Source organism: Marinobacter sp., assembly GCF_041690615.1.
GTDB lineage: Bacteria > Pseudomonadota > Gammaproteobacteria > Pseudomonadales > Oleiphilaceae > Marinobacter.
The window spans coordinates 34,310-47,372 of record NZ_JAWLGY010000020.1; the positions used below are offsets into that span (position 1 = coordinate 34,310).

The window sequence follows — 13,063 nt, forward strand, 5'->3', positions numbered from 1 at the left end:
CTTGCCAAACATGGGTTTACATCACCGGCGCTAAGGTGGGGGCAAGGCTGTAAAGGCCGGGTACGACCTGACCAGGAGAAGGAGATCAACCATGAAAAGCCTGCTGATTGCCCTGATGACCATTGGCCTTCTGGGCGCAAGCCCGTTGGCGCTGGCCGACCCTGACCGCAACGAGTCCGGGTTCCTCAAGGCTCATGACCGTCACGACGGCCACCTTTCCAGGGGCACGTACCGGGAGCATCCGGGCCACCGGGGACGTGGGCACCACAAGCATCGTCGCCACCACAAGAAGGGACCTAAATGGCACCACCGGGATCGTCACCATGATCACCGTTACCGGGGTGACAGGCGTCGCCACCATGACGGGTACAACAAACACCGCCACTACCGGGACCGTGACCGTCATGGCTCGTTTTTCGGTATTGCCGATGGCGACCGTGGCGTCCTGATCTGGAAAAAGTAAGGTGCCACCAGGAGGGCTTTCCCGGGACTCGCCGCCACGTTATCGGTAGCGGATGCCGGGTCAGCCTGTCGCTATTGACGTCATAGATAGTGCCTTTACCCACGATTGATTGCCTCTAATTTAAAAAATCCTCCATGTCGGTCTATTTTTATACAGATGAAGGCCGGCGTTGGGTCCGCCGTTGAGTAAACGGGTTTCAGGAGGCACAGATTCATGGAACTGGCAAAACAGTCTGGCAAGGCGTCATTATCCGGGCGCGGCTCGCTGCAGGCGTATCTGCAAGAGCTGCTGGCAAAGGCAGATATCCAGGTCGGGGGTGACCGGCCCTGGGACATGCAGCTGAACAGTCCCGGCGTGGCGGAACGGATATTTACCGAAGGCAGTCTCGGCCTCGGGGAAAGTTACATGGATGGTGACTGGGAGGTCCAGGCGCTGGATGAATTCATCCACCGGTTGCTCAGGGCAAGGCTGCACCAGCAGGTGAGGCCCATGCGGGTGTTACTGCATTACCTGAAGGCACGGTTACTGAATCGCCAGACCATCTCCCGTGCCAGAGAGGTGGGCGAGCAGCACTATGATCTGGGTAACGAATTCTACCGGGCCATGCTGGATTCCCGTATGACCTACACCTGCGGCTACTGGAAAGAGGCCACTACGCTGGAGCAGGCGCAGGAAGCCAAGCTCGATCTGATCTGTCGCAAACTTCGGCTGGAGCCCGGCATGCGCGTTCTGGACATCGGGTGTGGCTGGGGCAGCTTTATGTCTTACGCGGCCGAACATTATGGTGTGGAGTGCGTGGGGGTGACCATCTCCCGGGAACAGGCAGACCTGGCCCGCCAGAAGTATCCGGACCTGCCGCTGGAGTTCCGGCTGCAGGACTATCGTGACGTCAATGAGACCTTCGACCGGATCGTCAGTATCGGCATGTTCGAGCACGTGGGAAACAAGAACTACCGGACCTATATGGAAGTGGCTCACCAGTGCCTGAAAGAGGGCGGTCTGTTCCTGCTGCATACCATTGGCAAGAACGAACGGGCACCCCAGTCCGATCCCTGGATGGACAAGTACATCTTCCCCAATGGCGAGCTGCCCTCCATCGGGCAAATCGGTGACGCCGTGGACAATCTGTTTGTGGTGGAAGACCTGCACAATTTCGGTGCCGACTATGACCGCACCCTGATGGCCTGGTACCGCAACTTCGAGTCGGCCTGGCCCCGTTTTGCGGAGGAGCTGGGGGATCGCTTTTTCCGCATGTGGCGGTTCTACCTGCTGTCCTGTGCCGGCGCCTTCCGTGCCCGGGACCTTCAACTGTGGCAGTGGGTTCTGTCCAGGGGGGGACCCGAGGGGGTTTATCCGCGAGTAACCTGACCGGAAATCCATCCACATTCTGCGAATTTGCGCTGTTCTATGGAACTGTGATCCGCCCTGTGCGAGTCTGTGGCGCGATTCGGGGTAACCTTTGCCTGTGCGGTACAGCCAACCAGGCATCGACCTTCAGGCTGCCCCTTCCCCAGACGTGAGTGTTCAAGGAGTATCGTTTAATGGTGGCTGGTCCGGCGGAGTCACGGGAATTCCTGTTTCAGTTGTTTGACGTGCTGGATACCGGCACCCTGGTGGCCAGACCCCGGTACCAGGAGCATTCCGGCAACTCCCTGCGGGCGGTGGTGGCAACCTTCACCCGTCTGGCCGAGGGTCGCAGTGGTGCCGGCGACGGCCAGGCGGAAGCTCTGGCCGACGGCTCCGTCGGCGTCGTCCCTGAAGTCATTCTCACCCTGGGCAATGGGCTGTACCAGGCTGATGGTCAGCAGAACCGGCTGTTCAGAACCCGCTCGGAAGACCTGGCGGCAGGGCCCATGGCGGTGACTCTCGCCGCCTGGCAGCGTTTCCGCCATAGCCTGTCTGTTACCGATTCGTTGCAACTGGATGCGCCGGAATCCGCCGACTTCCGCGGTCGACTGCTCAATGCCAAGACCCGTTGCGAAGCGGGCCTGGGCATGGTGCTCTATGGCGCCTCGCTGGCCGAGGACACCCTCAGCCATCCGGACCCCGATCGCAGGGAAACCAGTGAGCGCCTGCTGACGTTTCTGGAACCGGTACTGGCCTGGTGGCCCCTGCAGGCCGCCTGGCAGGCTTCCGTATCGCTCGGAGAGGCCCCGGCGATGGTGCCGGACCCGGCCACCGCGAGTCACAATGCCCGGGAGTTTCTGGGTCAGCGGGTGTGGGCCCATCAGAGCCACGGTCTGCAGCTGTTCCTGCAAGCCTTGCAGAAAGACCTTGAAGCCGCCGTCACCGGAGATACCCGGCAATGGGCGCTGTCACTGAGCGAGACCCTGCAGAGGGCGGTAAAGGTGACGCAGTCACTGGGCAAGGACCTGCAAGCCGGCTCCCGGCAGCGGGTACTGGCCAACGCGGGGCGGTATCTTCACCTGTTTGGAGAAATGCTCGCGGGCTGGATGTGGCTACGGCAGGCCAATGCCGCCACCCTCAGGCTACCGGAGGCAGAACCGGGAGATGAAGCCTTCCTGCGCGGCAAGCTGCAGGCAGCCCGTTACTTCTTCCACTGGACTCTGCCGGAAGTGGCCCAGGACCTGGTATTGCTGCAGAATCAGGATACCACCTGTCTGGATATGCGGGCGGCCTGGTACTGAACCCTGCCAGTGAGGCCGGCGGCTCAATCAGGCAAAGACGCCGATCAGAACCACACCCAGAATGATGCGGTAGGCCACGAACGGCATCATGCCGATGCGTTTGATGAACGCCAGGAAGTAATGGATGCACAGATAGGCTGATATGCCAGACAGGGCGATGCCGGCGGCCATGGCGCCCCACTGGATGGGCTCCGGCGTTTCCACCAGTGATTTGATCTGCAGGCCGCTGGCCAGCACGATTACCGGTATCGACAGCAGGAATGAAAAACGGGAAGCGGCTTCCCGGTTCATGCCCATGAACAGCGCGGCGGTAATGGTGATGCCGGACCGGGATGTGCCGGGGAACAGGGCGAGCGCCTGGGCGCAGCCGATGACCAGTACGTCTTTCCAGTTGATCTGGGCTTCAGTGCGGTTGCCCCGGTGGCGCAGGTCGGCCCACGCCAGCACAATGCCGAACAGAATCAGGCCGGCCGCCAGGTACAGGGGTGACCTCAATACGGTTTCAATGGTGTCCTTGAAGGCGAGCCCCGCAAGTCCCACCGGAATGGTGCCGAACAGCACAGCCCACGCAAGCCTGGCGTCTTCATCCGGCTGACGGGTTTTCAGCGAACGGAACCAGCTGCCGGTCATGACTGCCAGATCGCGGCGAAAGTAAAGCACCACCGCCAACAGACTGCCGAGGTGCAGGGCGACATCGAAGGCCAGGCCCTGGTCCTGCCAGTCGGTCAGCACCGGCACCAGGATCAGGTGGGCCGAAGAGGATACCGGCAGAAACTCGGAAACGCCCTGTACCAGGGCGAGTATGACAACCTGAAGCCAGTCCATGGTGAATCCTGTTGTTGGAACGATCGGGTGGTAGTCTGTCGAAAGCCGGCTATTCTAAACAAAAAGCGTTAACAACGAACAGTGAACCTAAGGAAACAGGCAAGGGTATGGCCAATCCGAGACCGGTACTGGAAACCTCTCTCCGCGCAAAACTTACCCACTTCATGCTTCAGCAGCACATTGTTGAACTGGTGTACCGGGACTCCTCCGGGCAGGTGCAGGTGGTACATTCACGTATAAGGGATCTTTTCACCCGCCCGGGTGGCGACTTTGTGGCGCTGGACAAGGGTGTGCTGCTGGCTGTCGACCATATTCTGATCATCGATGGTCATAACCTGAACGGTTATTGATAAGCGTTAATTCCGAGGCAATGCAAAATATACATATCCTGCCCTAGTATCGTCGGTGAACACACGGTCTCGTGAACCACGTCTCGAAATGGAGTCGTGACGCCGTGTTCTCACCAACCAAAAGGGATGACCAATGAAAAAGCTGACGCTGAGTTTCTTCACACTGATGTTACTACTGGGGCTGGCGGGCTGCAGCGATGACAATGACGAAGGTGCCGACTTTGACCAGGCAGCCGATAATGCTGGAGAAATGGCAGAAGACGCCGCCGATTCCACCGAGGAAACCTTTGAGGATGCCACCGGCACCCAGGAAGGCCCGGTAGAGGGCGCCGCCGAGTCTGCGTCTGACACCGCCGACGAAATGGGTGAGGAAATGGAGGAAGCCGGTGAAGAGGTCGATGAGTCCATGGACGAGGCCGGCGAGGAGATGGAAGAAGGTTCGGACGAAATGGTTCAGTAAAGCGCTCTTGCATCTCCAGCTACTGAAAAGGCAGGCACCGATAGGCGCCTGCCTTTTCAGTTATTCACGCCGGGGATAGCCCGGCTGACATACCCCGATCCGAACTCATCCCTTTAAACGGCGATTTCGCCACCATCTTCACGGGTAATCACGACAGTGGCTGATCTGGGCCGGCTTCCCGCTGCTCCCACTTCGGTCGCATCCCTCGACGCTGCCGGCCAGGTACTGACATCCGTATTGAACTGGTCCGCATCGCCTCCCTCGCCGGGGTGCTGCACATTGACGAACAGGGTTTTCGCATCTGGTGTCAAAAAAATTCCGGTAATCTCACAGCCGCGAGGCCCTACGAAAAACCGCTTGAGCTCGACATCGGTTGCGCTTTGCCCAATCCAGGATTCGACGGTGGCAGTCACACCATCGTCGTCCGTTGTCATGACAGTCTTGCGTTCGCCATCACGCACCGAACCGGGAATGGCCACCAGCATCTGGTTGTTGGTCACGTCCGTCAGCGCACCGTCATCCGTCTGGATCCAGATAACGCCCCGGTGGTCGATGTAGAGGCCGTCCGGGCTCGAGAACTGATTGTCCACTGTCAGACCGGACAGGTTGTAATCGGTGTCACTGTCCGCTCCAGAACCGAACAGGAAAATATCCCACTCGAAGGTGGTAGCGGTGTTGTCTTTGCTGCCCTCTTTCCAGCGAATGATATGGCCGTTCGAGTTCACGGCGCGCGGGTTGGCCGGATCGGTTTCTTCGGCTGGTCGATTACTCTGGTTGCCGTTGGTCAGGGTCAGGTACACCTCGCGGTTGATGGGGTGTACGGCAGCCCATTCGGGGCGGTCCATCTTCGTGGCGCCCACGTGGTCTGCGGCGAGGCGGGTGGCCACCATGACGTCGCCCTGGTTGCGGAACGGGTAGAGAGGGTTGTTCTCGTCAAGGCCGTTGACGCCATAGCTCAGTTCTTTCCATTCGCCAGTGCCGTCTTCACTGAATACGGCGACGTAGAGTTTGCCGTCGTCCAGGTACTTGTCCCCGGCAGCCAACCCGAGCTCAGCGTCTGCAGGATCCCAGCTGGCGTTGGAAACATACTTGTAAACGTATTCGCCCCGGGAGTCGTCACCCGAGTAGAAAACGAGGGGCTTGCCTTCCTCGGCCGGTGCCGCCCAGACACCTTCATGGGAAAACCGGCCGAAAGCGGTACGCACACGGGGTTTCTGGGCAGGACGGAACGGGTCTATTTCAGTGGCGAAGCCGTGCAGGTTGGCCTCGTTGCGGTAATCATCCAGCGGGGAGCCGGAGGTAGCGGTCACATCGAAACGGGCATAGACATCATTGCTGCTTGCCGTATTCCACTCGCGATAATTCCAGCCCGGACCGATTACGCCGCGGTTCAGGCCGATGGCGTAGCGGCTTGCCAGGGCATTCTCCGCGTCAGTGCGGTTTGCTGTGTCATCAGTGCGGGTAAAGTAGGCGTACCAGTTCTCTTCTGCAGCGATGTAGGTGCCCCACGGCGTGTAGCCGTGGGCGCAGTTATTCATGGTGCCCCAGCGTTTTAAACCCTCGGGAGAGCTCTTTGTGCGCAAGAGGTCCGAGCCGGCAGCAGGCCCTTTGACGTCCATCTCGGTGAAGATGGTTACCCGACGGTTGTATTGGGAGTTGCGAACCACTTCCCAGTGGCCATCGACCTTGCGGACTTCAATGCAGGAGACGCCATGGCCATTCATCTCACGGTCCACTTCAATCAGAGGACGGCTGCCGCCATTATCGGCCGCGCTGGTGACCCCGTTCTCGTGCAGCGTGGCGTCTTCCAGGTTTTCGTGGTTGATGCACAGAATCCCCCGGTCCGAGCGATCCGGGTCGTAACGGCCGTCATCGGAAATGCCAAAGAACCACATGCCGTCATGCTCGTCTCCCGAACGGCGGTCAAAATCGACATCTGTGCCGTTGTTGAGGTATTCGGACACATCGGCTTCTATCGGGTCGCCCTTGGCGAACAGCACGTCAGCACGATAGCCCTGCGGTACGATAACCCGGTCTTCCAAGGACGTCGGGACCGCATCGAAACCCAGGCTCTCGGGGGTGACTGTGCCTGTGTCTCCGGAGGGCGTGGTGCCTGATGAAGAGCTGTCACTACCACAGGCTGACAGCCCCAGTGCGCTCACAACACCAAGCGTGGCGGCTGAAGCAGAGCCCTTCAGCAGGGTGCGGCGGGAAAGCCGCGCGGATACAATGGCGTCGAAGCCGGGGTTCTGGCTTTTGTTACTGTCTTCAACGGGGTGGTGTCCCATAGTGCGCTCCTTGGTCTCTCGCTAATGACAGCGCTACCCGGAAGGGGCAGGGCTGGTAGACATCACGTGTCTTATGTCAGAGAAAGCTTGGCGGGACTTGGTGACATTTCGTTGACCAGCCAATGACAGGAACATAAAAGTTCCCGGGGCTTCAGTCCGCTTGTAATGAGTCAGGGGCGTCGGGATATGTGTCAATTGATGTAAATTTTATGCGTCGTTTCACTAAAGTCGGATTCCCTCCCGGTTACTTTGTCGTATGCTGAACTGACCATAATATGATCATAACAAGAATAGTGGGGTCACCATGGGTGTTTCGAACCGGTTTGCAGTGCCGGCCGGACTTGCGTTTTTACTGGTCACCTGCGCCGCAGCAGGTCTGACGGTATGGATGGCAGACGGGAGTCCCTGGCTGGTGTTTCTGGTCACGATGGTCGCAGGTCTGTTCTCGGGGCTGGGCTGGTGGCACTGGTTTGCCGCCCCGGGTCAGCGGGCACTACAGCAACTCTCCCGGGGGGAGCTGGCTGACAATCATCCTTTTCATCCCTGTTTTCGCACGCTCCTGGAAAATGCCGCCGCCGGCCGCGCCCTCACTGAGACGCTGTCAGGTTCGGCAGACCAGAATGCCGTTTCCGCGGCCGAGGTCTCCTGGGCGGCCGATCAGCTCAAACAGCGCCTGGACCGGCAGGTCAGTGAAATCCGGCAGATGGCCGACTATGCCAGCCAGGTGACCGAAACCGTCCGTGAAAGTGCCCGCAAGGCGGGCGAAGCGTCGGAGGTGGCCCGGGGCGCCAGCCGCCTGAGTGGCGAGGGACGTACGGCCCTGGGTTCAGCCCTGGGGGATATTCGCGAGGTTTATCAGCAATCCGAGCAGAATTTGAACCTGATCCGTGACCTGGATGGCAAGTCAGACAGGATTCAGGGAGTAACGTCGGTGATTGAGGCCATTGCCGAGCAGACCAATCTGCTTGCCCTGAACGCAGCCATTGAAGCCGCCCGTGCCGGTGAACAGGGCCGGGGCTTTGCGGTTGTTGCGGATGAGGTACGCCACCTGGCCGCCCGAACGACGGAAGCCACTACGGAGGTGGCCAGTGTGCTGGCGGATATCCGGGAGTCTACGGCCCGCATACTGGCGGGCGTGGAAGAGCTGGCCTATACCGTTGACCGGGGGCTGGAGTCGGTCCAGTCCGTGTCTGGTAACCTTGAGCAGATCGGGCAGCAGGCTGACCTGCTGGAAAGTGAAGTGGACGGCATCGCCGAGGGAGACCGGGAAAACGAGCGCAACCTGGAGCAGATTCTCAGGGGCGTCGAAACCCTGCGGGATGAAATGGCGGAAAGCGACCGTGGGGTGGGGGACCTGGCTACCCAGGCCACCCGCCTGATGGACCTGGCGGAGCAGGCCAACGCAGCCTTTGCCGCCAACAGCAGCGCCAGCTATCACCGGTTCTTCTATGACCAGGCCTCCAGCGCCGCCGCCGCTATCGGCAAGCGGTTCGAGGAAGCACTGAGGCTGGGCGAGCTGACTGAAGCCCAGTTGTTCGACCGCAACCGTCAACCGGTTCCGAATACTGCGCCCACCAAGTATCACAGCGGCTTTGATGCGTTTACGGACAAGGTGCTGCCGGCCTTTCAGGAGCCTGTGGCGGCGTCCAATGAGGCCCTGGTCTTTGCCATCGCCACCGCACCGGATGGTTATGTACCCACCCACAACCGGGCGTTTGCCCATGAGCCAACCGGCGATCCTCAGCAGGACCTGGTTCGCAGCCGCAGCAAACGGTTGTTCAATGATCGCACCGGCGCCCGATGCGGCAGCCACACCGATACCATGCTGCTGCAGACCTACCGTCGCGACACCGGTGAAATCATGCATGACCTGTCGGTACCGATCTTCGTTAACGGCCGCCACTGGGGTGGCTTCCGCCTGGGGTATCGTCCTGCCGGTCATTGAGCGGCTTTTGGTCCGGGCTGCAGGGATGTCCCGTCCGGGCCATGGCCTCCGGCGGCATCAGCCCCTATACTGGCTGCACACGGACAATGACAGGATCGGCCCTTGAGTGATCAGGAGAGCAGTCACCAGTACATTCCCGCCCGCCGTAGCGAGCAGCCTTACCCTGACGACCCGCTCTGGAAGATTGTCGTGGTTGTCTACCTGCTGCAGGCACTGGCCATACCCACCAGCGGCCTGATGGCGGTCGCCGGTGTCATCATCAACTACCTGAAGCAGGACGAGGCACGCACCAGCCCTCTGGAGCCTCATTTCCGCTGGCAGATCCGTACTTTCTGGATTGCCCTGTTATGGGCGGTGATCGGCACCGTCACCACTTTCCTGATCATTGGCTGGTTTATCCTGGTGGGACTGGCCATCTGGTACATCTATCGGGTAGTCCGGGGCGCGCTGGCCCTGAACGATGGCAGGGCGCCCTGATGGCTGGTTCCGGTGCCCCGCGCGGTTAATCCGCTGAGACCTCTTTCAGGCGCAGGGCACTTAGGGTGCCGGCCAGTCCCATCAGGCCCAGGGCCAGAATCACGGCCACATCGGAGATCAGGGAGATCAGCGCGGTCAGGCCACCGGTGACGAGCAGCAACAGCCCGATCACCGAGTTACTGACCGAGGTATAGTCGGTCCGTTTGTTACCCCCCGCCATGTCCACAAGATAGGTTTTCCTGCCCAGGCGCACGCCGGCATGGGCGATGCTGAGCACGAAGAAGGCGATCGGGTAGAACCACATTCCGCCAACATCATCCCCGGCCACCAGGGCGGTAACGCCCACCAGCAGACAGATTCCGCTGGCAATGCTGGCACCGCGAATCATCACCTGCCGGCTGCTGGCATCGGCCATCCACCCCCAGACACTGGCACTGATGGAACTGGCCAGGCTGCTGGCCAGCAGGAAAACCCCGAGCAGCCAGGCAGAGTCTGCCTGGTTCTGGGCCAGCAATACAAAGTAGGGTGAGGCCAGGGCAGAGCACAGCAGGAGCGCCCGGGTAATTACGAAATGGCGGAACGGCGGGTCATCCCGCAACAGCCCCAGGTTACTGACAGCATCCTTGAGGGCGTTACCTCCGCCGCTGGTTTCTCCCTCGTATTCATCGACACTGGCAAACAGCAGCCCGGCTATCACCCAGAGTACGCCGGCCAGAAGCAGCAGTAGGCTGTAGAACAGCATGGACGGGTCTCCGCGGTCCCAGAACAGCAACACCGTCAGGATCACCGTGGTGGTCCCGCCCAGGGTCGTGGCCAGGCCGGACAGGCGGCCCCGACGGCCCTTGGGAATGCATTTGCCCTGCACGTCCTTCATGGAGACCGAGCAGAAGCCCCGGGCCAGAGAGAACACAACCAGGGCGGCGACGACCGCGCCGCCGGCCCCATAACCTTCCAGGAACCAGACGCTGGCGGCCATTGCCATCACGCTGACGGCCTGTCCAAAGGCACCCAGGGTCCAGAACCACTTGCGCACCGGCTTTCGGCGCACCCAGGCGCCGATGAGCATCTGGGGCAGCATGGAACCGGATTCCCGGATCGGAACCAGCCAGGCCACCAGCGCCGGAGCCCCCACAGCATTGAGGAGCCAGGCCAGCACCGTTTTGGGGCTGATAAGCAGGTCGCCAAGCTTGGTGAGGACATTGCTGGCCAGGATCAGGAAAAAGTTCCGGGGGACCTCGCGGCAGGCATCCTCGGGCAGGTCGGTGCAGGTACGGGCGTCTTCCTCGTTGGCAATCAGCGCGTACAACTGTTCGGTGGGGCGGCTGGCGTCCGCTTGTCTGCTCAAGGGCAACCTCTCGTATTGGTGGGTGTTGAGTAACGGAGACATAGGGTACCAGCCCCTGTGGGACTTTCGTATCGGTCCCCGGGCTTGCCTGGCGGTGGTGGCCTGGGGCCTAATGACCAGCCCTATGGTACGAATCCCGGAGCGTGTCCGATGCTCAGTTATCTCCACGAATTCCACGCCGGTAATTTTGCCGATGTGCACAAGCATGCGTCATTGATGCTGGCGCTCGCCATGATGCAGGCGAAGTCTTCAGCCATTGCCGGTTTCGATACCCACGCTGGCAGTGCGGTATACGACCTGGCCGGCGACCGGGCGGGCAAGACCGGTGAGGCGGACAGCGGCATTCAGCGCGTCTGGCAGTTGCGTGACCGGCTGCAGGCACCGGACTGGTCGCCCATGTTGGCAGAGCTGGCAAGGCTGAATCCGGGGGAAGGGCGACTGTCCCGTTATCCGGGGTCGCCGGCGTGGTTCAGCTGCCTGCAGCGGGAACAGGATACGCTCACAGCCTTCGAGCTGCATTCCGGCGAGTCATCGCGGCTGCAGGACTGGGCACGGAAGCAGCGCACTAACGTGGTGGCCGGGGATGGCTTTGACGGGTTGCTGCTTGCGCTGCCACCGAAGGCGCCCCGGCTGCTGGTGCTGATTGACCCGTCCTATGAAATCAAGGATGACTATCAGCGGGTGGTCAAGACATTGGTGCAAGCCTGGACTCGATGCCGCCACGGCGTCTTCCTGGTCTGGTATCCCATGCTGACCAGCGGGCTGCACCGGGTGCTGCCCGAGCAGCTTGCCGGCTCGGGCCTGCGCAAGGTCTGGCACAGCGAGTTGATACTCAGGCAACCACCAGGGCGGGGTATGACCGGTTCCGGTATGGTGGTGGTTAATCCGCCCTGGGGTTTCAGTGAGCGCCTCGATGCCATGATGGCCGAGGTGTCCGATGCGCAGGGACTGAATGCCGCTCACCGGCAGGCGTGGCTGATTCCCGAATAATTCCGATAACGAATCGCGGTGTCACAGTCCCGTCGCCGCGGCAGGTGTGTAGAGCGGTTACCGGTCAGCCTCTCGCGCAGCGTCGCTCAGCAGCTCTATCCGCTCGAGAATCCGCTCCCCCCGCTCTCCGGCCTGCGCCCGGTAGGCGTCGTTTGCCGGTCCGGCCGCCGCATGAAAAGCCGCCTTCTGGTCCTGGCTCAGTTCGTGAACGACGATCTGCCCGTTCTCCCGCAGTTGCTGAAGGCTGCGCTGGTTGTATTCCTGCTGAACGTCGTCGATAAATTCCGGCATGCCCTTGTGCGCTTCATCAAGCCACTGCCGGTGCTTGCTGTCGAGGTTCTGATACCACTCGCGGTTGCTGACCAGGCTGGCGACAAACCGGGTTGCCCCGGGCAGCGTTATGTGGGACTGGAACTCCTGGAACTGCATTTCGGTGACGGCAAAGGCCGGGTTGCTCTGGCCGTCTACCTGACCAAGTTGCAGTGCTTCATGCACGTCGCCATAGGGCAGGGCGATAGCCTCGGCCCCCCAGGCCTCGACCACGGCCTGGTGTATGGGAGCCGTCATGGTTCGCATGCGCAGCCCGGAAAAGTCTTCCGGATGAAGTAATGGCCGGTTGGCGGTCCACGTCATCCATCCCTCCGGCACCAGTGACAGCAAGTGCAACCCGGCATCGGCCCAGGCTTCCTCCAGTAATGTCGCCAATTCGGGGTCGGCGAGCATGTTGCGGGTGGCCTGGTCACTCTCCGGGAACAGGTAGGGCAGCAGGAAAACGCCGGCTTCGGGGATGTCATCGGCAACATGTCCGGGGGACGCAAAGGCCAGGTGTACACGACCATCCTGGGCCAGGCGGGTCAGATGGGGGGAATTTCCGATCGAGCCGTAGGGGTAGATTTCCACCTGAACCTCGCCATCGGAGAGTGCCTGCATCCGGCGGCGGAATTCCTGTGCCCAGGCATCCTGGACACTGCCGCCGACTTCCTCCAGTGCGAACCGCCAGGTTTCCGGTTCCTCTTCTTCCGGGAACAGTCCTGTCAGCGCATCGTCGTTGTCACTGCAGGCACCCAGAAGCAGGCTGCTGGCCAGAATCAGCGTCAGTGACCGGTTGGATACGGCTTTCATCGGGTAAACGTCTCCGCCAGAGCATCGTCGGGGTAGTGTTGTACAGGTTATCCCAGGAGGCTGTGTGGAGGAAATTGCAGAAGCGGCAAGCTCCGGTTTCACGGGCGTCCGGACCCAAAAAAGCCCCGCTCAGGGCGGGGCAAGATCTGG

At 60.9% G+C, this 13,063-nt stretch carries 12 protein-coding genes; 8 read left to right on the top strand and 4 right to left on the bottom strand.

Features of this window, described 5'->3' with window-relative positions; all coding sequences use genetic code 11:
* Nucleotides 1–91: 91 nt before the first annotated feature.
* The 3 genes from ACESMZ_RS13845 to ACESMZ_RS13855 all read left to right on the top strand — a co-directional run bounded on the left by ACESMZ_RS13845 (nt 92) and on the right by ACESMZ_RS13855 (nt 3,111).
* Nucleotides 92–463, top strand: coding sequence for a hypothetical protein (locus tag ACESMZ_RS13845; RefSeq protein WP_372956687.1), 372 nt, complete (start codon nt 92–94; stop codon nt 461–463).
* Between the two features lie 213 nt (nt 464–676).
* The gene (gene cfa / locus ACESMZ_RS13850) at nt 677–1,831 is read left to right on the top strand and encodes a cyclopropane fatty acyl phospholipid synthase (RefSeq protein ID WP_372956688.1); all 1,155 of its coding nucleotides are present in this window, start codon (nt 677–679) and stop codon (nt 1,829–1,831) included.
* Nucleotides 1,832–2,004: 173 nt separating this feature from the next.
* The gene (locus ACESMZ_RS13855; protein WP_372956689.1) at nt 2,005–3,111 is read left to right on the top strand and encodes an acyl-CoA dehydrogenase C-terminal domain-containing protein; all 1,107 of its coding nucleotides are present in this window, start codon (nt 2,005–2,007) and stop codon (nt 3,109–3,111) included.
* Nucleotides 3,112–3,138: 27 nt separating this feature from the next.
* Here ACESMZ_RS13855 and ACESMZ_RS13860 read toward each other — a convergent pair whose 3' ends face one another.
* Entirely contained in the window at nt 3,139–3,936 is a 798-nt protein-coding gene (locus ACESMZ_RS13860; protein ID WP_372956690.1) for an undecaprenyl-diphosphate phosphatase, read from the bottom strand.
* 107 nt (nt 3,937–4,043) lie between these two features.
* On the opposite strand from ACESMZ_RS13860, the gene ACESMZ_RS13865 reads away from it, so the two are divergent.
* Nucleotides 4,044–4,286, top strand: coding sequence for a hypothetical protein (locus tag ACESMZ_RS13865; RefSeq protein ID WP_372956691.1), 243 nt, complete (start codon nt 4,044–4,046; stop codon nt 4,284–4,286).
* Nucleotides 4,287–4,419: 133 nt separating this feature from the next.
* Nucleotides 4,420–4,746 (top strand): hypothetical protein, encoded by a 327-nt coding sequence (locus tag ACESMZ_RS13870; protein WP_372956692.1) that lies wholly within the window; start codon nt 4,420–4,422, stop codon nt 4,744–4,746.
* Between the two features lie 113 nt (nt 4,747–4,859).
* Here the strand turns inward: ACESMZ_RS13870 and ACESMZ_RS13875 are convergent, their stop codons facing one another.
* Complete coding sequence (locus tag ACESMZ_RS13875; protein WP_372956693.1) at nt 4,860–7,034, bottom strand: PhoX family protein; 2,175 nt, start codon at nt 7,032–7,034, stop codon at nt 4,860–4,862.
* 304 nt (nt 7,035–7,338) lie between these two features.
* Between ACESMZ_RS13875 and ACESMZ_RS13880 the strand changes: the two genes are divergently transcribed.
* Nucleotides 7,339–8,979 carry a methyl-accepting chemotaxis protein gene (locus tag ACESMZ_RS13880; RefSeq protein ID WP_411289426.1) on the top strand — a complete coding sequence of 547 codons (1,641 nt, stop codon included), beginning with the start codon at nt 7,339–7,341 and terminating at the stop codon, nt 8,977–8,979.
* Between the two features lie 102 nt (nt 8,980–9,081).
* On the top strand, nt 9,082–9,456 hold the full coding sequence (locus ACESMZ_RS13885) for a DUF4870 family protein (RefSeq protein ID WP_372956695.1): 375 nt from the start codon (nt 9,082–9,084) through the stop codon (nt 9,454–9,456).
* 25 nt (nt 9,457–9,481) lie between these two features.
* Here the strand turns inward: ACESMZ_RS13885 and ACESMZ_RS13890 are convergent, their stop codons facing one another.
* Nucleotides 9,482–10,801, bottom strand: a complete 1,320-nt coding sequence (locus ACESMZ_RS13890; RefSeq protein WP_372956696.1) for an MFS transporter — start codon at nt 10,799–10,801, stop codon at nt 9,482–9,484.
* A gap of 150 nt (nt 10,802–10,951) precedes the next feature.
* On the opposite strand from ACESMZ_RS13890, the gene ACESMZ_RS13895 reads away from it, so the two are divergent.
* Nucleotides 10,952–11,791 carry a 23S rRNA (adenine(2030)-N(6))-methyltransferase RlmJ gene (locus ACESMZ_RS13895; RefSeq protein WP_372956697.1) on the top strand — a complete coding sequence of 280 codons (840 nt, stop codon included), beginning with the start codon at nt 10,952–10,954 and terminating at the stop codon, nt 11,789–11,791.
* A gap of 57 nt (nt 11,792–11,848) precedes the next feature.
* Here ACESMZ_RS13895 and dctP read toward each other — a convergent pair whose 3' ends face one another.
* Complete coding sequence (dctP, locus tag ACESMZ_RS13900; protein ID WP_372956698.1) at nt 11,849–12,913, bottom strand: TRAP transporter substrate-binding protein DctP; 1,065 nt, start codon at nt 12,911–12,913, stop codon at nt 11,849–11,851.
* Between the last annotated feature and the right edge of the window lie 150 nt (nt 12,914–13,063).